Origin of the sequence: Pseudomonas sp. G5(2012) (assembly GCF_000408945.1) — a bacterium.
In the GTDB taxonomy this organism is placed as follows: domain Bacteria; phylum Pseudomonadota; class Gammaproteobacteria; order Pseudomonadales; family Pseudomonadaceae; genus Aquipseudomonas; species Aquipseudomonas umsongensis.
In genome coordinates this window covers 1-23,819 of record NZ_APIO01000099.1, presented here as the reverse complement: position 1 = coordinate 23,819, position 23,819 = coordinate 1, and the positions used below count along the sequence as shown (strand labels likewise).

21 protein-coding genes and 1 pseudogene are annotated in these 23,819 nt (G+C 60.9%); 12 read left to right on the top strand and 10 right to left on the bottom strand.

Annotated elements, in window-relative coordinates:
• Nucleotides 1-93: 93 nt before the first annotated feature.
• The 3 genes from PG5_RS26000 to PG5_RS25990 all read right to left on the bottom strand — a co-directional run bounded on the left by PG5_RS26000 (nt 94) and on the right by PG5_RS25990 (nt 6,206).
• Nucleotides 94-3,768 (bottom strand): translocation/assembly module TamB domain-containing protein, encoded by a 3,675-nt coding sequence (locus PG5_RS26000; protein ID WP_020800049.1) that lies wholly within the window; start codon nt 3,766-3,768, stop codon nt 94-96.
• Nucleotides 3,765-5,492 carry an autotransporter assembly complex family protein gene (locus PG5_RS25995; protein ID WP_020800048.1) on the bottom strand — a complete coding sequence of 576 codons (1,728 nt, stop codon included), beginning with the start codon at nt 5,490-5,492 and terminating at the stop codon, nt 3,765-3,767. Before PG5_RS25995 ends, PG5_RS26000 begins: the two co-directional genes overlap by 4 nt.
• A 63-nt stretch (nt 5,493-5,555) precedes the next feature.
• Entirely contained in the window at nt 5,556-6,206 is a 651-nt protein-coding gene (locus PG5_RS25990) for an N-acetyltransferase (RefSeq protein ID WP_020800047.1), read from the bottom strand.
• Between the two features lie 184 nt (nt 6,207-6,390).
• On the opposite strand from PG5_RS25990, the gene xthA reads away from it, so the two are divergent.
• Nucleotides 6,391-7,203, top strand: a complete 813-nt coding sequence (gene xthA / locus PG5_RS25985) for an exodeoxyribonuclease III (RefSeq protein ID WP_020800046.1) — start codon at nt 6,391-6,393, stop codon at nt 7,201-7,203.
• 137 nt (nt 7,204-7,340) lie between these two features.
• Entirely contained in the window at nt 7,341-8,681 is a 1,341-nt protein-coding gene (locus PG5_RS25980) for a phosphate ABC transporter substrate-binding/OmpA family protein (RefSeq protein ID WP_020800045.1), read from the top strand.
• Nucleotides 8,682-8,730: 49 nt separating this feature from the next.
• Here the strand turns inward: PG5_RS25980 and PG5_RS25975 are convergent, their stop codons facing one another.
• Together PG5_RS25975 and PG5_RS25970 are read right to left on the bottom strand one after the other, a co-directional pair.
• Nucleotides 8,731-9,249: an ankyrin repeat domain-containing protein gene (locus PG5_RS25975; RefSeq protein WP_020800044.1), complete on the bottom strand. Its 519-nt coding sequence runs from the start codon at nt 9,247-9,249 to the stop codon at nt 8,731-8,733.
• Nucleotides 9,250-9,360: 111 nt separating this feature from the next.
• Nucleotides 9,361-11,199 (bottom strand): long-chain-acyl-CoA synthetase, encoded by a 1,839-nt coding sequence (locus tag PG5_RS25970; protein ID WP_020800043.1) that lies wholly within the window; start codon nt 11,197-11,199, stop codon nt 9,361-9,363.
• A 344-nt stretch (nt 11,200-11,543) separates the two neighbouring features.
• On the opposite strand from PG5_RS25970, the gene PG5_RS25965 reads away from it, so the two are divergent.
• Nucleotides 11,544-11,819, top strand: a complete 276-nt coding sequence (locus PG5_RS25965) for a DUF3509 domain-containing protein (RefSeq protein WP_020800042.1) — start codon at nt 11,544-11,546, stop codon at nt 11,817-11,819.
• 76 nt (nt 11,820-11,895) lie between these two features.
• On the opposite strand, the gene PG5_RS25960 is transcribed toward PG5_RS25965, so the two are convergent.
• From PG5_RS25960 to aroC, 3 genes are read right to left on the bottom strand one after another with little or no spacing between them, the layout of a single operon-like run.
• Nucleotides 11,896-12,438, bottom strand: coding sequence for a hypothetical protein (locus PG5_RS25960; RefSeq protein WP_020800041.1), 543 nt, complete (start codon nt 12,436-12,438; stop codon nt 11,896-11,898).
• Nucleotides 12,439-12,450: 12 nt separating this feature from the next.
• Entirely contained in the window at nt 12,451-13,611 is a 1,161-nt protein-coding gene (locus PG5_RS25955; RefSeq protein WP_020800040.1) for an MFS transporter, read from the bottom strand.
• A gap of 7 nt (nt 13,612-13,618) precedes the next feature.
• Entirely contained in the window at nt 13,619-14,710 is a 1,092-nt protein-coding gene (gene aroC / locus PG5_RS25950; RefSeq protein WP_020800039.1) for a chorismate synthase, read from the bottom strand.
• Between the two features lie 83 nt (nt 14,711-14,793).
• Here aroC and PG5_RS25945 point away from each other — a divergent pair.
• Together PG5_RS25945 and PG5_RS25940 are read left to right on the top strand one after the other, a co-directional pair.
• Nucleotides 14,794-15,791: pseudogene (locus PG5_RS25945) on the top strand (alpha/beta hydrolase).
• Nucleotides 15,792-15,883: 92 nt separating this feature from the next.
• Complete coding sequence (locus PG5_RS25940) at nt 15,884-16,675, top strand: hypothetical protein (RefSeq protein WP_020800037.1); 792 nt, start codon at nt 15,884-15,886, stop codon at nt 16,673-16,675.
• 46 nt (nt 16,676-16,721) lie between these two features.
• Here PG5_RS25940 and prmB read toward each other — a convergent pair whose 3' ends face one another.
• A complete protein-coding gene (prmB, locus tag PG5_RS25935) occupies nt 16,722-17,630 on the bottom strand; it encodes a 50S ribosomal protein L3 N(5)-glutamine methyltransferase (RefSeq protein WP_020800036.1) in 909 nt (302 codons plus the stop codon).
• A 239-nt stretch (nt 17,631-17,869) separates the two neighbouring features.
• Between prmB and PG5_RS25930 the strand changes: the two genes are divergently transcribed.
• The 5 genes from PG5_RS25930 (at nt 17,870) to PG5_RS25910 (ending at nt 20,654) form a co-directional block, all read left to right on the top strand.
• On the top strand, nt 17,870-18,460 hold the full coding sequence (locus tag PG5_RS25930) for a cysteine hydrolase family protein (protein WP_020800035.1): 591 nt from the start codon (nt 17,870-17,872) through the stop codon (nt 18,458-18,460).
• Nucleotides 18,461-18,591: 131 nt separating this feature from the next.
• Complete coding sequence (locus PG5_RS25925; protein ID WP_020800034.1) at nt 18,592-18,912, top strand: hypothetical protein; 321 nt, start codon at nt 18,592-18,594, stop codon at nt 18,910-18,912.
• An 87-nt stretch (nt 18,913-18,999) separates the two neighbouring features.
• Nucleotides 19,000-19,557, top strand: a complete 558-nt coding sequence (locus PG5_RS25920; RefSeq protein WP_020800033.1) for a Smr/MutS family protein — start codon at nt 19,000-19,002, stop codon at nt 19,555-19,557.
• Nucleotides 19,558-19,634: 77 nt separating this feature from the next.
• Nucleotides 19,635-20,180, top strand: coding sequence for a GTP cyclohydrolase I FolE (gene folE / locus PG5_RS25915; RefSeq protein WP_020800032.1), 546 nt, complete (start codon nt 19,635-19,637; stop codon nt 20,178-20,180).
• 102 nt (nt 20,181-20,282) lie between these two features.
• Complete coding sequence (locus PG5_RS25910; RefSeq protein WP_020800031.1) at nt 20,283-20,654, top strand: glutathione S-transferase N-terminal domain-containing protein; 372 nt, start codon at nt 20,283-20,285, stop codon at nt 20,652-20,654.
• A 176-nt stretch (nt 20,655-20,830) separates the two neighbouring features.
• Here the strand turns inward: PG5_RS25910 and PG5_RS25905 are convergent, their stop codons facing one another.
• The gene (locus PG5_RS25905; protein WP_020800030.1) at nt 20,831-21,997 is read right to left on the bottom strand and encodes a PLP-dependent aminotransferase family protein; all 1,167 of its coding nucleotides are present in this window, start codon (nt 21,995-21,997) and stop codon (nt 20,831-20,833) included.
• Between the two features lie 82 nt (nt 21,998-22,079).
• Here PG5_RS25905 and PG5_RS25900 point away from each other — a divergent pair, with 82 nt between their 5' ends.
• A complete protein-coding gene (locus PG5_RS25900; RefSeq protein ID WP_020800029.1) occupies nt 22,080-22,523 on the top strand; it encodes a MarR family transcriptional regulator in 444 nt (147 codons plus the stop codon).
• A gap of 290 nt (nt 22,524-22,813) precedes the next feature.
• Nucleotides 22,814-23,819, top strand: a 1,006-nt coding sequence (locus PG5_RS25895; protein ID WP_042955743.1) for an NCS2 family permease, incomplete at its 3' end; no start/stop codon positions are given.

Sequence of the window (23,819 nt, the reverse complement as noted above, 5' to 3'; positions counted from 1 at the left end):
GAGCGTGGGAACGATCAAGAGCCAGTTGAGGGCATGCACTCAACCATAGAATTCCCCACAGGGATACGCGCCCTGCAGGAGCCGTCGCACGGATCAGAAATCGCGCTTATAAAAGATATCCAACGAACTGGCCACGCCACCCGCGGCCTCAAGGTAGACCTTCTTGCTCAACTTGTAGCGCAAGGCAATGGTGTTGGCCGGTTCGAACACACCGACGCCATAACGCAGGCTGAGCTTCTCGGAAAGGTTGCCGCTGGCGACCACGCTGGTGGCGTTGCCACTGCCCTCGGTGTCGAGCTGGAAATCCTCGATGCCCAGATTCTTAGCCAGGCCGCCGGTCACCCCGGAGCTGCCCATCAGGCCCAGGCCGAGCGCAGCCTGGGCGAGCATGTTGTTGTCTTCACCGTTGCTGCTCAGCGGACGCCCCAGCACCAGGTAGGACAACGCCTGTTCCTGGGCCAGGGCCGGCTCCGAGAAAATCTGCGTGGTTGGTTGCTCGGCGCTGCCGCTCAAGCGGATGCCGGCGATCACATCGTCGGTCTGGCGGATCGCCTCGATGTCCAGGTACGGCTGGTCGATCGGACCTGCGAACAGCAACCGCGCCCGACGCACCGTAAGCCGCTGGCCGTAGGCCCGGTAACGGCCGTCGTTGAGCCATAGCTCACCACGGGTGTCCATGTTGTCACCGATGTGCACATGCCCCTGCACATTGGCGGTCAGGCCAAACCCGGCAAAGCTCAGCTTGTCTTCGCCGACCACCACATCGATGTCCATTTTCATCGCCAGGGGTGGTTTGCCCTCCTCGGTCTGCTGCCCGACGATCACCGTGTCATCGGACACCTTGACCGTTGATGGCGGCAACTCTCGAATGGTGATGGCACCCTTGGGCACCCGCACTTTGCCGGCAACGACCAGTTCATCGCCTTTCATCGAGATTTTAAGATCCGGCGCCACTTCGACCTTGGCGTAAGGTTCGACGCTGACCGGCAACTGCGAACCCTTGAGCGCCAGGTCCACCACCAGCGCCTGGCCCCAGGCGATGTTGCCGTTGAGGCTGCCCTGCCCGGTCTTGCCGCTTTTCCAGCCGCCATTGAGCTGCACGGATTCACCGGCGATCAGCGCCTGCAATTGCAACGCTTGAATCTCCATCGGCAACTCGGCACCGGACACCTCGCCGTCGCTGAGCAACAGATTGCCATTGACCTGCGGCGCCAGCAGGCCACCGGCAATCGTGCCGCTGCCATTCAAGCGACCGGACAGTTTCTCGACCATGGGCACAAACGGCCGCGCCACCGACAGATCCAGGCCATTCAAGCGAAAGGTACCGGTCAGCGGCTTGTTCTTCGGCAACGGGTTGATCTGCGCCTGCACGTTCAATTCGCCGAGCTTGCCGCCGACGAAATTCAGCTCGCTATCGATGCGCTTGGGCGTCAGCTGGCTGGTGAGTTTCAGCGTCTGGTAGGGGAAGTCCAGCCACTGATCTTTCTCGCGCATACGCAACGTACCACCGCTGGCATCGATGCTGATCACGCCGTTCGGGCCGCTGGCCGGCAGGTCCAGTTGCACGTCGGCGTTGAGCCGGCCTTGCCATGCGAAATCCTTGGGCAGCCACTGGGCGAGGCTGTCGATGGGGAATTGCTTGAGGTGGTAACGCAACTTCGGCTCGGGCATCAAGCGCTGGTCTTCACCACACAAACTGGCCGGGCCGGACGCCCAGCAATGAGCGCCGAAACTGATTTTGCCGTCCGCTAGCCGCTCCAGCTTGGCCGGACCTTGCAACCTCCAGTCCTGGCCACCGGCCTGGATATCGCCGCTGGCCAGGCGTCCGCGCCAGTTGCCTTTGTCCAGTGCACCGTCGAGGCCAAGGGCGAGCTTGAGCTTGGGCCCTTGCAGGTCGAGGCTCAGTTTCTGGTTCTTGATGTCGCCCTGCCCGCTGGCAGTCAGCGTGCCCAGCGAGGTATCGCCCGCCTGGATGCCGCTGCCCTTGAGGTCGATTTTCGCCCGTTGCGCGCTGTCGAGTGTCGCATCGAGGTTCAGGCTTTGCAGGCGGTTGTCCTGGAAAGCCAATTGCGTGCCTTGCAGCCCGAGCTTGCCTTGCGGCGCCTTGAGCGTGCCGGCGACATCGACCCGGCCATTGATCTGGCCACGCAATTGCGGCCAGAGCTGGGCCAGTCGCGCCAGCTTGATGTCGATCTGCCCGGTGAGTTTCTGCTGCAGGCTGCCCTTGCCGTTGATGCTGTTGTCGCCGAGGCGAATCTGCAGGGCGTTGAGGTTCCATTGCTCGCCACTGCCATCGGCCTTGGCTTGCAGGACGGCTGGCTGGCCGCGCAGCTTGCCCTTCAGGTCCAGGTCGGCGCTCAGGCTGAGCGTTTCGTTCTTCATCTCGCCTTTGCTGCGCAACGGTCCGGCCAGGGTGCCCGGCAGTTCCGCGACCCAGTACGCCGGGTCGATCGCGGAAAGATCCAGCGCGGTATCCCAGGCGATGCCGTCGGCGAACTGCAGGTTCAGGTGCCCTTCGGCCTTGCCCTGCCCGGCGACGAGCTGGATCTGTTGCAGGTAGACTTTCGTCAGGTCGCCGGCAAACGGGCTGGTCAGGCTGAAGGCCCCGGCCGGGCCATCCAGGGCCGCATCGAAGTGCCCCAGGTATTTGCCGTCGGTGTAGGATACGTCACCGTTGAAGCTGCGCAGGGCCACTTGGGGTTCGTCGATCAGCGGGTAAAGACGGTGCCACGGGAAATCCAGCCAGGCGACTTTGGCATCAGCGCTCAGGCCCTTGCTCCAGTCCAGCTGGCCGGTAAGCTTGAGGCTTTGCTTGTCGTTGGCGGTCAGGTCCAGCGCGGCGATTTGCGCGCCGTTGGCGTCGACCTTGCCTTGCAGCGCCAGCCCAACCGGACCTTGCTCGGCAGGCAACGTGGCCTTGCCGACTAATTGATAACCGTTTTTCAGGTCACCGGCGCCGGTCAGTTCAAGCTGATTGAGTTGCAGGGTGTCTGGCAAGTCAGCGCTGGGTTTGAAGCCGTCAGCGGAGATACGCAAGGTAGCCGGCAGGTTTTCCACCAAGGGTTGCAGTTGGCCGGTCAGCTGCCCACTGAGGTAGCCGCTGCTGTCGGCTTTCAGGTTCAGGGTCTTGAGCAGGTCACCGTCAATCTTCAGCGCCAGCGCCCAGGGTCCGCTACCGGGTGCGGGCAGGGTCAGCTTGCCCTCGGCCTTGAGCGGCCAGTTGCCGGTCGGTTGCAACAGGCCAGACAAGTGCAGGCTCAGCTCATCGCGCTGCAATTGCACCGAGTCGATCTGCAAGCCGTTGGCTGTCCAGTGTGCCGCCAGTTGCAAGCCCTTGAGTTGTTCGCTGCCGTTGAACAGCAGACTGCCAACCTGGATATCCCCCAGTTCGAGCGCCAGGGGCAATTTCAAGTCAGGAAGACTGATCGGGCCACTGCTCTCCTCTTGCGCGTCGGGCGGCAATTGCAGGCTGACGCGATCAGCCTTTAATTGCCCGATGCACAAGGTCATGCGCGTCAGGCACAGCGGCGACCAGGCGAAGATGACCTTATCCAGTTCGACCCGGCTGGTGTCTTGCTGCCACAACACATGATCGGCGCTCCATTGCCCACCCAGGCGACCCTGGAAGTTGTCCAGGCTCAAACCCGGCACAAACCCGAGCGCCCAGCGACTGCCCGTCGCCGTGCCCAGCACCGTGGCCACTGTCAGGACCACCAGCATCAGCAGCGCCAGGATCGCCAGCAGTATTATGTTGAAACCACGCTTCACAGCTCGGGCCCCATGGAAAAGTGCAATCGAATGCCGCCATCGTCGTCCAGCGCATGGGCCAGGTCGAGGCGGATCGGCCCCACCGGAGAGATCCAGCGCACGCCGATGCCGACCCCGGTCTTGAGGTTTGGCAGCTCAAGTGTATTAAAGGAGTTGCCCTGATCGACGAAGGTCGCCACGCGCCATTTTTCCGCAACGGAATACTGGTATTCGGCGCTGGCGGTGACCATGTAGCGCCCACCAATGCGATCACCCTGATTGTTCTCCGGGGACAGGCTTTGATAGTCGTACCCCCGCACGCTCTGATCGCCACCGGCGAAAAAGCGCAATGAAGGCGGGATCGACTTGTAGCCGTTGGTGGCACTGCCGCCGACCTGCACCCGACCGAGCAAGCGGTGCTTGTCGAATACCGTGGTCAGGCCTTTGACCAGCGCGGTGCCGTACAGCAGGTTGTTATCGGACCCCAGCCCTTCCTTGGCGACCTTGCTTTCGAACTGCAGGCGATAACCGTTGTGCGGGTCGATGCGGTTGTCGCTTTTGAGGTACGAGTAGCTCACACCGGGCATCAGTAGCGTACTGAGGCCGGAATCGTCGCCGAGTCGGTATTCCTCGCGCTGCCACTTGAGCGAAACCACCCGTTGCCAGCCGCTGGGCAACTTGCTGTGCCACTCAGGACCGACGGTCAGCAACTTGCTGAGGCTGTCCTTGTCGGCGATTTCTTCGTTCTGATAACCACCGGCGAAGCGCAGTTTGTCGGTCAGCGGCGGGTCCAGGGGAATGTCGTAGAACACCCCGACGTTTTGCCGCGGCGCCGAGATTTCGGTCTCCCAGCCATAACTGTGACCCTGTGGGTTGACCCAGTGCCGAGTCCAGTTGGCCTTCACCCGTGGACCGACGTCGGTGGAGTAGCCAAGGCCCAGGCCCATGGTGCGTGGCTTGCGGGTTTCGAGCTTGACGTCCACCGGGATCACATCGTCCTTGGACGCGGTCGGCGCCGCGTCGACCCGCACGCCTTCGAAATAGCCGCTCGATTGCAGCGCCTGGTTGAGTTCGGCGATCAGTTCGGAGTCATACGGCGTACCCGCCTTGAAGGGCACCATGCGCTGCAGCAGGTCTTCGTCGAACGGTGTGTCGCCTTCGAAACTGACCTTGCCCAGCGAGTAGCGCGGGCCACTGTCGTAGACCAGCTCGATATCGGCCACGCCAGCGCGCGGGTCGACCAACAACTTCTGACGGGTGAAGTGGCCGCTGAAAAAACCATAGCGCGAGGCCTGGTTCTGGATCAGGCGCTTGGCGTCCTCGTACTGTCCGTGGTTGAGGACGGCACCGGTTTGCAGCGCCTTGCTCTTGGGCACGCGAAAGGCCTTGAGGCTGGCCGCCGGGCCGTCGACGCGGATCGTGACGTTGCGCAAATGCACCGGCTCGCCGGGCTCGATGGTCAGCACCAGGCGCGGTGTCTTGCCCGCCTTCACTTCGCTGTCGATTTGCGGCTGGTAGTAACCCAAGGCCTGGGCAGCCTTGCGCGCCTGTTCCTCGGCGCCACGACTGAAGCGCAGCAAGGCCTCTTCGTCACGATCGCCGAGACTGCCGATATAGCCCTCTATATTGGCCTTCAGTGCATCGTTGGACGGTTTGATCCGCACATCCAATTCACTTTGCGCCAGCGCCGCGCAGCTGGTAATCAGCATCAGCACGCCACTGGTAATTCTTCCTGGAAACTTCATAGGCGCGGATGCTATCACGAGCGTGGAGCGTGATAGAGCCTGGCGTGCACGGAAAGTTCGACCTCAAGCTGTTGCGGAATGTAATACCTGCGGATTGGCGTGAAAAAACACGTGCTCGCGAATCGGCCCCACGGCCACCTCGCCGATTTCTTCATAGCCCTGGCGCTTATAGAAGTCCAGGTAACGAGGGTTGCCGGTGTCGAGAATCACGCCCTGGGAATTTTCATCCACCGCGCACCAGTTATGCACCGCCTGCAGCAGTTGCTCGCCAAAGTGCTTGCCCTGGAACTGTGGGTGAACCCCCAGCAACGGCAGCACGTGCACCGAGTCGTTCGGCACGCAGGCAGCGACGGCGTCGTGGTACTCAAGGTAGCGGCGGGTGCAGCGAAAACCGGTACTGAGCACCATGCGCAGGCGCCAGGCCCAACTTTCAGTCACACCCAGGCGCCGTTGCGGTGGCGCGATCAGGGCAATGCCGATCAGCCGGTCATTGACCAACAGGCCGATGGCCGGCAACTCCTGGAAAAAATGCTGCTTGACCAACTCGCGCACGGTGGCACGCACCCGTTGTTCATAGCCGGGACGCTCGGCTTCGAACAGATAGCTGAACGTCGGCTCGTGGCGATAGGCCTGGTATAGCAGCGAGCGGGCTTCACGGGAGTAACCACTGTCGAGCATGTGGATATCGGCAATGGCGGTCGAGGTTTCAGGCATGACGGTCGTTCTCCCTGGCGCAGCTCGCACGGCTGCGCTCTTGATGTTACGAGCTCATTTGGGCTGACGCAGTTCCTTGCTGATCGCAAATCAGTGTAGGCAATGAAATCCCGTTCGTCCCACCGCGCACTGGCTCCCGTTGCACATGTCAGCTAGCATCGCCTTTTTGCCAGGACTGCCGAGCATGAAGATCGTCTCCTTCAACATCAACGGGCTGCGCGCTCGCCCGCATCAGCTGGCGGCGCTGATCGAAAAGCATCAGCCCGATGTGATCGGGTTGCAGGAAACCAAGGTCCATGATGATCAGTTTCCACTCGAAGAAATCAAGGCTCTGGGCTACCACGTGTATTTCCATGGGCAGAAGGGTCACTACGGCGTCGCCCTGCTCTCCCGTCAGGAACCACTGGCACTGTACAAGGGCTTTGCCACTGATGAAGACGATGCTCAGCGACGCTTTATCTGGGGTACCTTTGCCGACGCCAACGGCGTGCCCGTGACCATCATGAACGGTTACTTCCCACAAGGAGAAAGCCGCGACCACCCGACCAAGTTCCCGGCCAAGCAGCGTTTCTACAGCGACCTGCAGGCGCTGCTGGAAAGCCAGTTCAAGAACGACCAGCCACTGGTGGTGATGGGCGACGTGAATATTTCCCCGGAAGACTGCGACATCGGCATCGGCCCGGACAACATGAAACGCTGGCTGAAAACCGGTAAGTGCAGCTTCCTGCCGGAAGAGCGCGAGTGGATGCTCAGGCTGAAAAACTGGGGCCTGGTGGACAGCTTCCGCCACCTCAACCCGGATGTTGCCGATCGCTTCAGCTGGTTCGACTACCGCAGCCGCGGCTTTGAAGACGAGCCCAAGCGCGGGCTGCGCATCGACCTGATCCTGGCGTCCCACGGGCTGCTGCCACGGATCAAGGACGCAGGCGTGGACTATGAACTGCGTGGCATGGAAAAACCTTCGGATCACGCGCCGATCTGGTTGGAGTTGAGTTAAAAACCGCTGCCTGTTTGATCGTTCCCACGCAGAGCGTGGGAACGATCAAAGCATGGGTGGCAGACAGGGTTGTAATCTTTCGGAAATCTTTCTGACTTATTCTCCCGGCACTTCCCTTGGTCTTGAAAGGTGCCGGCATGTCGCTACGCGGGTTGCTCCTGTTGGTCCTCTGCACCTGGCTGCCGCTGTCGGTGGCGGCCAGCGCCTTGCCGATTTCCGGGCAAGGTCCGGTGCTGCGTATCCAGGGCTCCAACACCATTGGCGCGGCACTGGGGCCGGCGCTGGTCGAGGGCCTGATGCGTGAGCAGGGTCTGCTCAAGGTGCACAGCGAACCGACGGACCGGCCCAATGAATCACGTATCGTCGGTGAAACCGAACAAGGCCGCCGGGTTGAAGTGCAACTGGCGGCCCATGGCTCCAGTACCGGATTCAGCGCGTTGAAAGCGGCCAGTGCCGATCTCGCCGCCTCTTCCAGGCCGATCAAGGACAGCGAACTGGTCAACCTGCAACCCTTGGGCGACCTGAAAAGCGCCAACGCCGAACAAGTCATCGCCATCGACGGGCTGGCAATCATCCTCCATCCGCAAAACCCGTTGAACACCCTCGCCACCGAGCAACTGGCGCGCATTTTCAGCGGTGAGGTGAAAACCTGGGAGGAGCTCGGTGGCCACGGCGGGGCCATCCATCTCTATGCGCGCGACGATCAGTCCGGCACCTACGATACGTTCAGGGAACTGGTGCTCAGTGGTCATGGCAAAACCCTGAGCGGAAGCGCAAAACGATTCGAGTCCAGCGAACAATTGTCCGACGCAGTCAGCCAGGACCCGCACGGCATCGGCTTTATCGGCCTGCCGTACGTGCACTCGGCCAAGGCCGTGGCGATTGCCGACGGCCAGTCCATGGCCATGCTGCCACTCAACAACCTGATTGCCACGGAAGACTACCCGCTGTCCCGACGCTTGTTTTTTTACCTGCCACCCAAGCGCTACAACCCTTGGGCCGAAGCACTGGTGGCCTTCGCGCAAAGTCAGAAAGGCCAGGCGATCGTCGCGGCCAACGGTTTCGTCGCCCAGACGATCCAGGCCATGAGCGTCACGCCGAATGCGTTGATGCCCGAGGGCTACCAGGCACTGAGTCGCCACGCCATGCGCCTGACAGTGAACTTTCGCTTTGAGGAAGGCAGCGCCAGCCTGGACAACAAGGCCCGACAGGACCTGTCACGGGTCCTCGACTATATGAAGCAGCACGAAAAGACCGATCGCCGGGTAACGCTGGTCGGGTTCGGCGATGCCAAGCTCGATCCGGCACGCGCCGACCTGCTGTCCAAGCTGCGGGCCATGGCGGTGCGCCGCGAACTGGTGAAAAGCGGCGTGGTACTGCGGGACATTCGCGGTTTTGGCGCCGAAATGCCGGTGGCGGCCAATAGCGAGGATGAAGGACGGATCAGGAATCGGCGGGTCGAGGTCTGGGTCTACTAAGGCTGCCAGGCCAGGTCCTCGCGCAAATCGAACCTGGCCCGAAACGCCATCAGCCGAGCAATTTCTCCAGTTGCGCCACGGTGTCGACGGCGCCCATGGTTTTGGCAGCATCCAGCGCGGTAATGCCATTGGCGTCCTTGGCTTTCGGGTCGGCGCCTTTGCTGATCAGGTAGTCGACGACTTCGACACGGTTGAACATCGCGGCCATCATCAACGCGGTGCGGCCGTCGAATGACGAGCCCTCGACCTGGGCACCGCCTTCGACCAGGGCCTTGATCACGGCCAGGTCGCCCTTGAATGCCGCGCCGGCAATCGGGCTTTGGCCGTTGTCGTTGCGGATTTCCGGATCAGCCTTGTGCTCAAGCAAGACTTTTACCGTGTCCACGTGGCCGTGGTAAGCGGCCAGCATCAGCAAGGTGTCGCCCTTGTGATTGCGCAGGTTCGGCGGCAGGCCCTTGCTCAGCAGCGCAGCCATCATGGCCGCATCACCCTCGCGCGCCTTGTTGAAGACCTGTTCGGCAAACTCGGCGGCTTCTTCGGGGGTCATCTGGCGGCTTTTGTCAGACATTGATCGCTCCACTTTCAGTTTTTCGCAAAGCCGATAGTTTCCCGAGGGTGCTCGCCACTGTCACTTGTTTTTTCTGTTGCGCGGCCATAGCCCAATTCAATAACGCTTCTTTCAATAACGATGCTTGCCACCCTGGATGTCCGCCAGCACCTGCCCGGTGACCTGCACATATGTCTCGGTGCCCGGCAACCAGGCGTAGATCGGGTCATCGCCGGTCCTGCCAGGGTCGAAGGCTTCGTCCTTGAGCCGGGTCTTCTGGTATTTGAAGGTCCCGGTGATTTCCATTTTCACCTTCACCCGCAGGAACAGCGGCACCGCGTAGGCCGGCAGGTGCTGTCGGGCGAACGCCAGCAGCTCGCCGAAGTCCAGGGTTGCCAGGGATTCCGCTGGCGTGATCGCCGCCATCCCGGCCCGGCCATTGGTGTTGCGCACCTCCACGCCATAGGCAACGGCCTCGGAAATGTTCGGGTGCTGCAGCAGGATGTTCTCGACCTCGGTGGTCGACACGTTTTCCCCCTTCCAGCGGTAAGTGTCGCCCAGGCGATCGACAAACTGTGCGTGACCGAAACCGATGTTGCGCAACAGGTCGCCGGTGTTGAGGTATCGATCGCCCTTGGCGAACACGTCATGCAGCACGACTTTTTCGGTGTTATGCGGATCGGTGTAACCATCGAGCGGCGCCTTGTCGTCGATCCTGGCCAGCAGCAACCCCTGCCCGCCCTTGCCGACCTTGCGCATGAACCCATTGGCGCCACGGATCGGCACACCGCTGTCGTGGTCATACTCGGCCAGTTCCCAGGACATCAGGGAAAAGCCCACGGTATTGTCGAAATTGAGGATGTTGGTGAAGCCGATGTTGCCGTCACTGGCGGCATACAACTCGCAGATGTGCCCGACCGCGAAGCGCGTCTTGAATTCGCCCCATGCGCCGGGACGCAATCCATTGCCGATCATCTTGGTCACGCCGTGTTTGCCGTCGTCGGCACTGGCAGGCTGGTCGACCAGGTAGCGGCACAGCTCCCCTACGTAGCCCAGTGTGGTCGCCCGGTACTTGCGCACATCGTTCCAGAACTGGCTGGCGCTGAACTTGCGGCGGATGGCAAACCCCGACGCCCCGCTGATGGCCGAGCCCCAACATACGCACAGGCCGGTGGCGTGATACAGCGGTAACGTGCAGTAGACGATGTCTTCAGGGTGCATATCCAATGCGATCATGCCGAAGCTTGCGCAACTGCGCATCCAGCGCCCGTGCTTGAAAACCCCGGCCTTGGGCAGCCCGGTGGTGCCCGAGGTATAGATGTAGAAACAAGGGTCGTCGAAAAAGATCTGCTGGCTACTGGCGGGATTGTCGCTGCAGGCATCGACGCTGGCTGTCATCAGATTGACGAACCCGTCGGGCGCGATGCCGGGATGGCTGTAGGTGTCCTGGTCGGCGACGAACCAGGTACGCGCCATCTCGATCGGCACCCGCTCTCGGACCGCCAGGTAGGCCGGCACCAGTTCCGCACCGACAACGATGGCCGCCGGTGTCACCAGGTGCAGGCTATGGACCAGGGCATCGCGGGTTTGCGAGGTATTGAGCAAAGCACTGATGGCACCGACCTTGGCCACCGCCAGGATGGTCACCAGCAATTCCGGGCGGTTCTCGATGAAGACCGCCACCACGTCACCCTTGCCAATGCCTTGGGCAATCAGGTGGTGGGCGATGCGATTGGCCCAACGGTTGACCTGGGCATATGTCAGCTGCACCTCGCCGTACAGCAAGGCCGGGCCTTCGGGGTTACGCAGGGTAGCCTGCTCGAAGCTCCAGCCCAGGCCACACGCTTGGGTCGGATCCTTGACGTTGGCGACCTTCATGCCCTTGACCACGCGAGGAATCGCTTTGGCAATGGAAGGCAGCTTGCGGAGCATCATGCCCCAGGTGATCGTGTCGTGCTGCGTGCGGCTCATGGCTGATCCCGTTGGCTCTTCTTATTGTCGGGCGGCATTGATTGACCCCGAAAATACGTCAACGGTTCTGCGGCTGTACACGCGGTTTTTGAAATGTTTTGTATCCGCGACACCCACGTTTGAAATCGTGAGCGCGCATAAGGCAAATGGTTCCATTGAAGCGCCGACGACCACGCAAAATGCAGGATGCACGATAGTCATTCATGCAGATTGCACGAAACCAAAAATCATCATCTTTTATATGTCATTGTTTTATATGATTATTTTAGAAAGCGACATACTGGCACAATCACTGCAACAGTCTCCCCATGCTTGCCATTCAAGAGCTAACGGAGCTGACAGACATGAGCCTCATCCAAGAAAAATTTTCTTCCTTGTTCTCCAACTTCGACGTCACCACCCAGGACCGTCCTGATGGCGGCATCCTGCTGACCCTGCGCTGCGAGGGTAGGGAATTCAAACGCTCGATCTCCTACCAGCAACTGCACAATGGCGATCAACTTTCGTGGGTCATCAGCGCCATTCGCCGCGACCTGGCCGAACAGGCTAGCGAGTTGCCACAAATCTCCCTGCTGCAAAGCCAGCAGCGCTTTGCCCTGCCGACCTATCATTCGCTGTAAGGTCGCGCCGCGGTAAACCAACAGGCCGTGCAAGCTTTCGCTTCACGGCCTGAGTTGTGTGGGCAGCCAACAGCTTTCAATCATCCATTCGCGGAAATCGCCCCGCGTTGTCGACGTCGGTGAAATTGGCCACCCAGGGTTGGCTGCTGGACAGACGAATCGCCACCACATAGGGCTGTTCGCCGATGTCCAGCCACTGCCGGGTGCCGGCCGGCAGCACAATCAGGTCGCCTTTCTCGCACAGCACGGCGTAGACATAGTCGTCGATGTATACAGACAACAATGCACTACCCGCGCTGAACAGCATGACTTCGGTTTCGTCCTGGCGGTGCTCGGCGAAGAAACTCGCGCGTATCGACTCTTTTTGCGGGTGATCGCGGTCGAGGCTGATCACATCGATCGCGCGCAGCCCGTGTTGGGTCATCAGTGTATCGATGGGCGCCTGGCAGGCGCTGATGACATCTTCGTGGCTGGCACCGGGGCGGATTTTCGCCGTGGCTTGCCAATGGTCGAAGCGTACGCCCTGCTCGGCGAGGGTCGAGGCAATGTCTTCGAAATGAGTCAGCACCTTGTTGGGTACGTCGGGACTGGAAACGTGATAAACGGACAGGCTGCTCATCAGGACAACTCCTTAAGGGTTCAAGAGGGAACGCGTGTCCTCTTGCATTCGTGTGGCAATGATAACGGCTGCGGCCAACGCGGCGAGGCTGGCAATACTAAAGGTTAAGGGGGCGCCAAGGGCCGTCCAGCTGTAACCGGAATACAGCGCGCCCATTGCGCCACCGGTGCCGGCCAGTGCGGCGTAGAGCGCCTGGCCCTGCCCTTGCTGGCGTGGGCCGAAGCTGCGCTGCACGAACTGGATGGCCGCGGCGTGAAAGCTGCCGAACGTCGCCGCGTGCAGAACTTGGGCAAACAACAGCACCCAGAGAAATTCGGCCAGCGAACCGAGCAATAGCCAACGCAACGCCGCCAGCAGAAAACTCGCCAGCAGCACGCGCCGTACCGAGAAACGCGCAAGAATGCGGCTCATCGCCATGAACATCAGCACTTCAGCGACCACGCCGACGGCCCAGAGCATGCCGATAACGCCCCGGCTGTAGCCCAGTCGTTCGAGGTGTAGCGTGAGAAAAGTGTAATAGGGCCCGTGGCTCATCTGCATCAGCGCTACGCAGGCGTAAAACGCCAACACCCCGGGGCTGCGCAGTTGCGCGAGGAAACCATCGCCGCTCAATCGCTCGCCCTGGACCGGCTGGGCGTTCGGCACCCACAGGCTGCTGAGCACGATCCCGGCCATGACCAGCACCAGCGCCGCCGGGTAAATGTCCAGGCTGAGCCATTCGAACAAGCGCCCCAGCGCGACCACGGTAATGATGAAACCAACCGAGCCCCACAGGCGAATCTGGCTGTAGCGGGAGGTCTGGCCTTGCAGGTGCGCTAGCGTGATGACTTCGAACTGCGGCAGCACCGCGTGCCAGAAGAACGCGTGCAAGGCCATGACCATCGCCAGCCAGGCGTAAGTCTGGCTGACGAAAATCAGCGAAAACGTCAGCAACGTGCACACGGCGCCGAAGCGCACGATGGCCAGGCGCCGCCCGGTGTAGTCGCCGAGCCAGCCCCAGATGTTCGGCGCTACGCAACGCATCAGCATCGGGATGGCCACCAGTTCGCCGATGCGCGCCGCGGAGAATCCCAGGTGATCGAAGTACAGCGCCAGAAAAGGCGCTGTCGAACCGAGCAGGGCGAAGTAAAACAGATAGAAGCTGGACAGCCGCCAGTACGGGAGCGCCGTCACCGCTGGCTTAGATCTGGCCCAACACCGGCGTGCTCACACGTACATCGGCGTTCTGGCCACGGTGACGCAGCAGGTGGTCCATGAGCACGATGGCCATCATGGCTTCGGCGATCGGCGTGGCACGGATGCCGACGCAGGGATCGTGGCGGCCTTTGGTGATGACGTCCACCGGGTTGCCATGGATATCGATGGAACGGCCCGGCGTGGTGATGCTGGACGTTGGCTTCAACGCCAGGTGCGCGACGATCGGTTGGCCGGACGAGATGCCGCCGAGAATGCCGCCCGCGTTATTGCTGAGGAAACCTTGCGGGGTCATTTCATCGCGGTGCTCGGTGCCACGCTGGGCGACGCTGGCGAAACCGGCGCCGATTTCCACGCCCTTGACCGCGTTGATGCTCATCAGCGCATGGGCCAGCTCCGCATCGAGACGGTCGAAAATCGGCTCGCCCAGGCCTGGCATCACGCCTTCGGCGACCACGGTGATCTTCGCGCCGACCGAATCCTGGTCGCGGCGCAACTGGTCCATATAGGCTTCCAGTTCCGGCACTTTGTCCGGATCGGCACTGAAAAACGCGTTCTGCTCCACCGAGTCCCAGGTCTTGAACGGAATTTCAATCGGGCCAAGCTGGCTCATGTAGCCGCGAATGACGATGCCCTGGGTCGCCAGGTACTTCTTGGCAATCGCACCCGCAGCCACGCGCATCGCGGTTTCCCGGGCCGAACTGCGGCCGCCGCCGCGATAGTCGCGTTCGCCGTATTTGTGGTGGTAGGTGTAGTCGGCATGGGCCGGACGGAACAAGTCCTTGATCGCCGAGTAGTCCTTGGACTTCTGATCGGTGTTGCGGATCAGCAGGCCAATGGCGCAGCCGGTGGTGCGACCTTCGAATACCCCCGAGAGGATTTCGACTTCGTCGGCTTCCTGGCGCTGGGTGGTGTGACGGCTGGTGCCGGGCTTGCGGCGATCCAGGTCGCGCTGCAGGTCCTCCAGGGAAATCTCCAGCCCCGGCGGGCAGCCATCGACAATGGCGACCAACGCCGGGCCATGGCTTTCGCCAGCGGTGGTGACAGTGAATAGCTTGCCGTAGGTATTGCCGGACATGCAGGACGCTCCGTGAAATGAACCTGAATACGTAATGCGCGCCAGTATACGCAGGCTATCCAACTAGTTCATCCTCGAACCTTATGGTTGCCTGCGAGTCCAACCGGCACCCTTTGATGATGGCCCGACAATGCTGCGAGTTCTTGCCTTGAGCCTTACCCTGATTTCCGGCTTCGCCCAGGCCACTGTCCTGCAGCGGCCAATCTCCCTGGACACCGGCACCGGCGAGCTTTTCGGCTCGCTGCTGCTGCCTAAATCCGACACCCCGGTGCCTGTTGTCCTGATCATTTCCGGTTCCGGCCCGACCGATCGTGACGGCAACAACCCCGAAGGCGGGCGCAATGACAGCCTCAAGCGCCTGGCCTGGGTGCTGGCCAAACACAACATCGCCAGCGTGCGCTACGACAAGCGCGGCGTCGCGGCGAGCCTGGCGGCCACCCCCGACGAACGCAACTTGTCGGTGGAAGCCTATGTGGCCGACACCGAAGCCTGGGGGCGAAAACTCAAGACCGATCCGCGCTTCGGCCAGCTGATCCTGTTGGGCCACAGCGAAGGGGCCTTGATCGCCAGCCTCGCGGCGCCCAGCGTCGATGCGGCGGCGGTGATTTCCGTGTCCGGCAGCGCCCGACCGATCGACCAGGTCCTGCGCCAGCAACTGGGCAATCGCCTGCCTCCTCTGCTGATGTTGCGCAGCAATGAGCTGCTCGACAGTCTCAAGGCCGGGAAAACCGACGACAACGTGCCACCGCAACTGCAAGTGATATTCCGTCCGAGCGTGCAGCCGTACCTGATTTCGCTGTTCCGCCAGGACCCCGCCGCTGCATTCGCGAAGTTGAAAATGCCGGCACTGATCATCCAGGGCAGCAATGACATCCAGGTTGGAGTCAATGACGCCAAACTGCTCAAGGCGGCCAAACCGGACGCCGAACTGGCGCTGATCGAAGGCATGAACCACGTGATGCGCATCGTGCCCAACGACGTCAAACGCCAGTTGGCCTCCTACAAGGATCCGAATTTGCCACTGGCGGCGGAGCTGGGCGCGCGCATCCTCGGATTCATTGACGGGCTTCGCTCCAGCTAATTTGCTCTCCAGTCTTGTCGAAAACGGCCGATAAGCCTTTGTCGCCAGCGTACTGGCTGGCGGCAGTCGAGCTTGGACAGGATCTCGCCGTTATGACCGATACCCAGACTTCACCCGACACCACCGCTGAAAAAGACGTACCGCCAGCGGTCGAGCTGCCTTGGGCGGACGTCCACGTCGAGCACCACAAGATGCTCCGCCTGGCGCCGCTGCAGACGGACCGAAATACCGGTGGCCGGCCCCTGCGCTTTGTCGAGTTCGGCTACGCCGAACGCAACGACAAGCTGCGCAGCCTGATGCGCATGAGCATCTCCCTGCCCGGCCAGCGCGTGCGCAAGGAACAGAATCATTTGGACGTATGGGTCGACCACGCGGAAAAACGCGTGCATTTCGGCCCCGACAGCGGCCTGCAAATCGAACCACTGAACCGCGGCATCGGCCGCTTCATGGCCGCCCACGGCATCAACTGGGCGAAGAAAAGATGGCCTGGCTACACCGTCGACGGCACCGACCTCAACAACAAGGACGCACTGAACGAAGACACGCGCCTGCGCCGCGATCACTTTTTGCGGGTGCACGGGTTCGACGTGGTCTATGCCGATGCCCAGCATTTGAAGGGCAGCGTCAAGGAGGTCAGGGTCGGCGACCTGTTGAGTGACTGGAACACCGAGAAAGTCCAAGTCGTGGAAATTCTCGAGGCGGCGCAGATGCTCCAGCAAGCCGAGCAGAACCTGGCCGAGCAGGAAGTCAAACTCAAGAAACACGAGGAGAAGGTCAGCAAATACAAGCGTGAAGACGCCGGTTTGCGCTTCACCATTACGTGTTTGGTGGCGTTTGCGGTGTTTCAGGCGGGGTTACTGATCTGGATTGCTACGCACCGGTAGCGGCTGATCGTTCCCACGCAGAGCGTGGGAACGATCTGAGTGCAGGTCAGACGCGGGAGGCGAACAGGGCCTGATGATCGCGGCACTGCTCAGCCGTCAGCATGAACACGCCATGCCCGCCACGCTCGAAGTCCAGCCAGGCGAAGTCGACCTCCGGGTACAACGTCTCGACGTGCACCTGGCTATTACCTACCTCGACAATCAACAAGCCCTTCTCGGTCAGGTGATCCGCCGCTTCGGCGAGCATGCGGCGCACCAGGTTCAAGCCGTCATCGCCACAGGCCAGGCCCAGTTCCGGTTCGTGCTGGTATTCGTCCGGCATGTCGGCGAAATCCTCGGCATCGACGTACGGCGGGTTCGACACGATCAGGTCGAAGCGCTGCCCTGGCAAGCCATCGAAACCATCGCCTTGCACGGTGTAGACACGCTCGTCGACTCCGTGGCGCTCGATGTTCTGGTTCGCCACCTCCAGCGCTTCGAAGGACAGGTCGGCCAGCACCACTTCAGCGTTCTGGAACTCGTAGGCGCAAGCGATACCGATGCAGCCGGAGCCGGTGCACAGGTCGAGAATTCGCGCAGGCTCGGTGCCCAGCCAGGGTGTGAACCGGTTTTCGATCAGTTCGCCAATCGGTGAGCGAGGAATCAATACGCGCTCATCGACGATGAACGACATGCCACAGAACCAGGCTTCACCCAACAGATAGGCGGTCGGCACGCGGTCTTCGATCCGGCGCTTGAGCAGGTTCTGCAGGTGCGCCACTTCGTCTTCTTCCAGATTGCAGTCCAGGTAACTGTCGGAGATTTCCCACGGCAAGTGCAGCGCACCCAACACCAATTGACGGGCTTCGTCCCAGGCGTTGTCGGTCCCATGGCCGAAAAACAGATCCTCCCCATGGAAGCGGCTGACGGCCCAACGGATATGGTCACGCAGGGTACGAAGGCGGGAAGTGATCACGACGGTAAACTCCAGAAAAATCGACGGGCGATTCTACCAGTCAAACGGCGTCCCGACGACGCAGGAAATACACCGGGACAAATGTAGGAATTATCTGGTTTTATCGCCGGCTATTGAACAAAACTCAATACTTGACAACGCTGTAAGCCAGTAACGACGGTGCCTACGATGGTAGCGATTCACAGAAGCGCTCAGCCAGAGGACAATGTCGCAAAAGCCCCACCCGAAGGAGCCCCAGAATGTCCGTTCCACAAACGATGTTTCAACTCAGCGGCCGCGGTTATGCAGCAGCCAAACTGAGTCATGCGACCCTGATCATCATCGATGCCCAGAAAGAATACCTCAGCGGTCCCCTGGCCCTGAGCGGCATGGATGCGGCGGTCGCGAACATCAAGAAATTGGTGACTGCCGCCCGCGCGGCCGGCCGGCCGATCGTGCATGTCAGCCACCTCGGCACCGTTGGGGGGCTGTTCGATCCACGCGGCGAGCGCGGCCAGTTCATTCCAGGGCTGGAACCGCTGGCCGGGGAAATCAAGATCGAGAAAATCCTGCCCAGTGCGTTCCATGGCACGGACCTGAAAAAACGCCTGGAAGAACTGGGCTCGGTGGATCTGGTGGTGTGCGGCTTCATGAGCCATTCCAGTGTCAGTACCACCGTGCGGGCAGCAAAGAACCTGGGTTTCCGCTGCACCCTGGTGGAAGACGCCTGCGCCACCCGAGACCTGCCGTACAAAGGCGGCGTCCTGAGTGCCGAGCATGTGCAGCAGACCGAAATGGCGATCATGGCGGACAACTTTGCCGCCCTCGCCCTGACCAACGACCTGGTCTGATCGGCGGTTCATGAGCGGTCCATGCCGCCGCTCATCCGCAAAAGCCTCTCATATGCCGTAAATGTCTTAGCCTCAGGAACATCCCGGTCAACTTCCGGTCGAAGGGCCGATACCCATTGAGGAAGGTCGGAATGAAGTTATCCGATGGTTTTGACGCTCGCCGTTTACGGCCCAAAGGCCAAAGCAACTGGCGTTTTCGAATCGGCGCAGCCTTCGCTGCCTTGCTGGCGACCTGCGGCGTGCTGCTGGCGATGGCCGGCACCGCCAGCCTGTTCGGCCATGCTCCGGCCCTGGGCGAGTTGAACACCAACCGGGCGGGCGCGGCAGTGATCCTGGTGATAGGCCTGTTCGTGCTGTACCTCGGCATCTGGCTGTGGCGCCGCTGCCGCCGCCGCTCGCGTCAGTCGAACGCACTGAACATCTCCCCGCACCTGATGAAAAAACACGACTAAGCGCAAGTTGCAGCGCGATGCCGCACGTTTTCTCGCGCCCGATTCGCTTCGAGTTGGGTAAACTGGCCACCCTTCGCGGAGGCTGACATGCAAGACGACGATTTTTCCCTGTTCAAAAGTGCGATCCAAGGCGTCAAGCCGATCAAGCACGATCGCGCCGAAACCGGCAAGCCCAAGGCGGACCGCGCGCACATCGCCACGTTGCGCCAAGCCGCCACCGTGCGTACCGATGCCACCACTGTTGACGGGCTGTCCGATCAGTTCGTCATCGACGTCGGCCCGGAAGACGAACTGATGTGGGCACGCGACGGCGTGCAGGAAAGCCAGATGCGCAAGCTCAAGATCGGGCAGATCCCGTTCGAGGGCAGCCTTGACCTGCACGGCATGAGCGTGGAAAAAGCCCGGGAAACCCTTTGGGCATTCCTGGCTGAAGCGACAAAATTCGAAATCCGCTGCGTACGTGTCACCCACGGCAAAGCCGTGCGCCTGGACGGCAAGCGGCCGATGATCAAGAGCCACGTCAACACCTGGCTGCGCCAGCATCCACAGGTACTTGGCTTCACCTCGTGCCAGGCCAGGCATGGCGGTGCCGGAGCCGTTTATGTGATGCTCAAACGCACCATGATGGAAGGTCGCGACGAGTAAACCTGATGCGCCGCGCTTGCAGCGCCGTGTCTGCCACCGTACCCTTGCCCTTTGCGTAAAATCCCACAGGTAGTTTCATGTCCCTGGAACAGAATTACACCGCGATCCTTGGCCAACTGGGCGAGGATCCCTCCCGCGAGGGCCTGCTCGACACGCCAAAACGTGCCGCCAAAGCCATGCAGTACCTCTGCCGCGGTTATGAACAGACACTGGAAGAGGTCACCAACGGTGCCTTGTTCAGCTCCGACAACAGCGAAATGGTGCTGGTCAAGGACATCGAGTTGTACTCGTTGTGCGAACACCATCTGCTGCCGTTCATCGGCAAGGCCCACGTGGCCTACATCCCGAGCGGCAAGGTACTGGGTTTGTCGAAAGTCGCGCGTATCGTCGATATGTACGCCCGCCGCCTGCAGATCCAGGAAAACCTCAGCCGCCAGATTGCCGATGCAGTCCAGCAGGTCACCGGCGCCCTGGGCGTTGCCGTGGTGATCGAGGCCAAGCACATGTGCATGATGATGCGCGGTGTGGAAAAACAGAATTCGACGATGATCACCTCGGTGATGCTTGGCGAGTTCCGTGAGAACGCCGCGACCCGCAGCGAGTTTCTCAGCTTGATCAAGTAATTGGCGGTACGAAGAGAACCGGCTTTCATCGCCGGTTTTTTTTCGTCTTGAAAAAATCAGGTAAGCTGCGCGCCTTTCTCATTAGCACCGTGAGGCTTCAACGTGTTCGTAAAAGCGCTTCGTGTCGGCCTTGGCCAACTGATCATCTTCATCGACTTCATCACCCGTCCAGGCAAGAAGCAGCGCCCTGCCGCCGCTCAGGCTCAGGTCGAAGCTGCCGCCAGGGGCCTGACCCTGTATCAGTTCCATGCCTGCCCGTTCTGCGTGAAAACCCGCCGCACCCTGCGCCGCCTGAACGTGCCGGTGGCCCTGCGCGACGCGAAAAACAACGAACAGGATCGCCAGGCCCTGCTTGAGCACGGCGGCAAGGTCAAGGTGCCGTGCTTGCGTATTGAAGAAAATGGCCAGACGACCTGGATGTATGAGTCCAAGGTGATCATTGATTATCTGGATAAGCGTTTCGCTGCAGCCTGATTTATTTGTGGTGTTCTGACTGACGCTTTCGCGAGCAGGCTCGCTCCCACAGGGAACTGGTTGCACAGATTCAATGTGGGAGCGAGCCTGCTCGCGAAGAGGCCGGCACAAACACTGCAAATCCCAGACAAAAATAAACCGGCCCAATGGCCGGTTTATTCATTTCTGCCCAGCCCTCAGGCCGCTTGCGCCGCCTGCACCTGTCGCACCACCTGCGCCAGTCGCTTGATCCCCTCCTCCAGCCGCGCCGGGTCAATGTGGCTGAAATTCAACCGCATGTGCCCGTGATGATTATCCGGCTCAGGGAAGAACGGCTCGCCCGGCATGAACGCCACGTCGTGGGCCAACGCCCCATCGAGTAGCGTACGGGTATCCAGCGGCTGTTTGAGCGTCAACCAGAAAAACAGCCCGCCCTGGGGCACATTCCAATCCGCCAAATCGGCAAAGTGCGTTTGCAGCGCCGCCTGGAATGCATCGCGCCGCACGCGGTAAAAACCACGCAACTCACTCAGGTGCTGCTGGTAAGACTCGCTGCCGATCCATTGCAACGCTTGCCACTGGCCGACTCGATTGGTGTGCAAGTCCGCCGACTGCTTGAGTTTCAATAAGTGCGGGAAAAGATCCGGGCTGGCGATCAGATAACCCACGCGTAGACCCGGCAGCAAGGTTTTCGACACCGTGCCGGTGTAGATCCAGCTGGATTTTTTCAGGCGTCCGGCAATCGGTTTGGCGCTGCCGCCGTCAAACGTCAGCTCACGGTAGGGTTCGTCTTCGATCAAGGTCACGCCGAACTCATCCAGCAATCCGGCGACCGCCTCGCGTTTGGCTTCGCTGTAACGCACCGCCGATGGATTCTGGAAGGTCGGGATCAGGTAGATGAACGCCGGACGATGTGTTTCCAGGCGCGAACGCAGCTGCGCCAGGTTCGGCCCGTCGGCTTCCAGCGGCACCGTGAGGCAATCGGCGCCGAACAGCTGGAAGATCTGCAGTGCCGCCAGGTAGGTCGGTGCTTCGAGCAGCACTTCGGTGCCTTTGTCGATATAGAGCTTGGCGGCCAGATCGAGGGTTTGCTGTGAACCACTGACCACTAACACCTGACTCGCCTCGCATGGCACACCCAGCACTCGAGCCTGTTGCGCCAGGGCTTCACGCAAGGCCGGTTCGCCTTCACTCATGCCGTATTGGCCCATGGACACCGGCATCCGCGCCCATTCGACTTTCGGCAGCATGGCTTCGGCCGGCAAGCCCCCGGCGAACGACATCACTTGCGGACGCTGGGCGGCAGCGAGGATTTCACGGATCAAGGAACTTTTAAGGCGCGAGACACGTTCGGAAAAAGCCATGGGGGTCACCAGTAGCGAGGCCAGGGAAAAATGAGTCAAACTTATTGACCGAAATTACGGCATCACCAACGGATACGTCAACATGATTGACCTTAAAAGCCCGATTTCTCAACAGCAGGCCATGGAAGCGTTTTTCTTCGGCTACCAGGCCTTCACCGCCAAGGCCGATGAAATGCTCGAGCGCCGCGGCCTGAGTCGGGTGCATCAGCGCATTGTGTTTTTCATTGCCCGCTACCCGAACCTTAGCGTCAAGGAGTTATTGGTATTGCTGGGCGTGAGCAAACAGGCGTTGAACATGCCCTTGCGCCAACTGCTGGAGATGCATTTGGTCAACAGCGTGGCGTCCGAGACCGACAAGCGTAAGCGGCTGCTGGAGTTGACCGAGGACGGCGCGCGGTTTGAACAATCGCTGCGTCGTGAGCAGGTGAAATTGTTGGAGCGGGTGTTTGCCGAGGCGGGTGAGACGGCGGTGAATGGGTGGCTGGCGGTGAATATGGCGCTTGGTGAGAACCAGCAAAAAATCTGAGTACCACAAAAGCTTCACGAGCAGGCTCGCTCCCACAGGGGAATGCGGTCCCTTGTGGGAGCGAGCCTGCTCGCGAAGGTACCAGAGCGGGCGATATATCCCTATTGCCAAACTTTTCGTCTACAAAATCAAAAACATTATTTGCATTATTTGTATACAAAAGCATAATCCACTTCGTGCGAGTTCCTGACCTATTGGTCAACAAATTCGCAAGTGCCTCAAAGGGCCGCTGCCACCCTCATGGGTCCGGCCCTGGAAATAACAATAAAACTCTTGAGGAGTACCTCGCTGTGGAAAGCCGCAAATCCGAAGCATCGACGCTGGATCTCTCGCCGCCTTTACGCAATGGCTGGCTGGAGCGCATCTTTAAACTCAGCTTGCATGGCACCACGGTGAAGACCGAGTTGATTGCCGGTCTGACCACCTTCATCACCATGGCCTACATCATCTTCGTCAACCCCAACATCATGGCGGATGCCGGCATCGACCATGGCGCGGCGTTCGTCGCCACCTGCATTGCCGCCGCCCTGGGCTGCCTGTTGATGGGCCTGTACGCCAACTGGCCGGTCGGCCTGGCACCGGGCATGGGCCTGAACGCTTTCTTCACCTACACCGTGGTCGGCACCATGGGCTACAACTGGGAAACTGCACTGGGCGCGGTGTTCGTCTCCGGCGTGCTGTTCATGATCCTGACCTTCTCGCGCATCCGCGAATGGCTGCTCAACAGCATCCCCGTCAGCTTGCGCTACGCCATGGGCGCTGGTGTGGGCCTGTTCCTCGGGCTGATCGGCTTGAAAACCGCAGGCATCGTCGTCGATAGCCCGGCCACCTTGATCAAGCTCGGTTCCCTGCGCGAGCCTGGCCCGCTGCTCGCCGCCGTGTGCTTTTTGATGATCGCCATCCTCAGCTACCACAAGGTGTTCGGCGCGATCCTCATCAGCATCATCACCGTGACCCTGGCCGGTTGGGGCCTGGGCCTGGTGCACTACGAGGGCATCATGTCGGCCCCGCCGAGCCTGGCCCCGACCTGGATGGCGATGAACGTTGCCGGCGTGTTCAACGTCAGCATGATCAGCGTGGTGCTGGCCTTCCTCTTCGTGCACATGTTCGACACCGCCGGCACCCTGATGGGGGTGGCCCAGCGCGCCAACCTGGTGGGCGCTGACGGTCGCATCGAAAACCTCTCGCGAGCCATGAAAGCCGACAGTGCCTCCAGTGTCTTTGGTGCGGTAGTGGGCGTTCCGCCGGTCACCAGCTACGTGGAAAGTGCCGCGGGCGTAGCGGCGGGGGGGGGGG

Coding starts and splice junctions, on each gene's coding strand:
- PG5_RS25960 (WP_020800041.1), bottom strand. CDS start 12,438: ATGAGCAGCCTGTCCGTTTATCACGTTTCCAGTCCCGACGTACCCAAC.
- xthA (WP_020800046.1), top strand. CDS start 6,391: ATGAAGATCGTCTCCTTCAACATCAACGGGCTGCGCGCTCGCCCGCAT.
- PG5_RS25970 (WP_020800043.1), bottom strand. CDS start 11,199: ATGAGCCGCACGCAGCACGACACGATCACCTGGGGCATGATGCTCCGC.
- PG5_RS25905 (WP_020800030.1), bottom strand. CDS start 21,997: ATGGCTTTTTCCGAACGTGTCTCGCGCCTTAAAAGTTCCTTGATCCGT.
- PG5_RS25930 (WP_020800035.1), top strand. CDS start 17,870: ATGTCCGTTCCACAAACGATGTTTCAACTCAGCGGCCGCGGTTATGCA.
- PG5_RS25995 (WP_020800048.1), bottom strand. CDS start 5,492: ATGAAGTTTCCAGGAAGAATTACCAGTGGCGTGCTGATGCTGATTACC.
- PG5_RS25975 (WP_020800044.1), bottom strand. CDS start 9,249: ATGTCTGACAAAAGCCGCCAGATGACCCCCGAAGAAGCCGCCGAGTTT.
- aroC (WP_020800039.1), bottom strand. CDS start 14,710: ATGTCCGGCAATACCTACGGCAAGCTATTCACTGTCACCACCGCTGGC.
- PG5_RS25990 (WP_020800047.1), bottom strand. CDS start 6,206: ATGCCTGAAACCTCGACCGCCATTGCCGATATCCACATGCTCGACAGT.
- PG5_RS25900 (WP_020800029.1), top strand. CDS start 22,080: ATGATTGACCTTAAAAGCCCGATTTCTCAACAGCAGGCCATGGAAGCG.
- PG5_RS25920 (WP_020800033.1), top strand. CDS start 19,000: ATGCAAGACGACGATTTTTCCCTGTTCAAAAGTGCGATCCAAGGCGTC.
- PG5_RS25925 (WP_020800034.1), top strand. CDS start 18,592: ATGAAGTTATCCGATGGTTTTGACGCTCGCCGTTTACGGCCCAAAGGC.
- PG5_RS25965 (WP_020800042.1), top strand. CDS start 11,544: ATGAGCCTCATCCAAGAAAAATTTTCTTCCTTGTTCTCCAACTTCGAC.
- folE (WP_020800032.1), top strand. CDS start 19,635: ATGTCCCTGGAACAGAATTACACCGCGATCCTTGGCCAACTGGGCGAG.
- PG5_RS25980 (WP_020800045.1), top strand. CDS start 7,341: ATGTCGCTACGCGGGTTGCTCCTGTTGGTCCTCTGCACCTGGCTGCCG.
- PG5_RS25940 (WP_020800037.1), top strand. CDS start 15,884: ATGACCGATACCCAGACTTCACCCGACACCACCGCTGAAAAAGACGTA.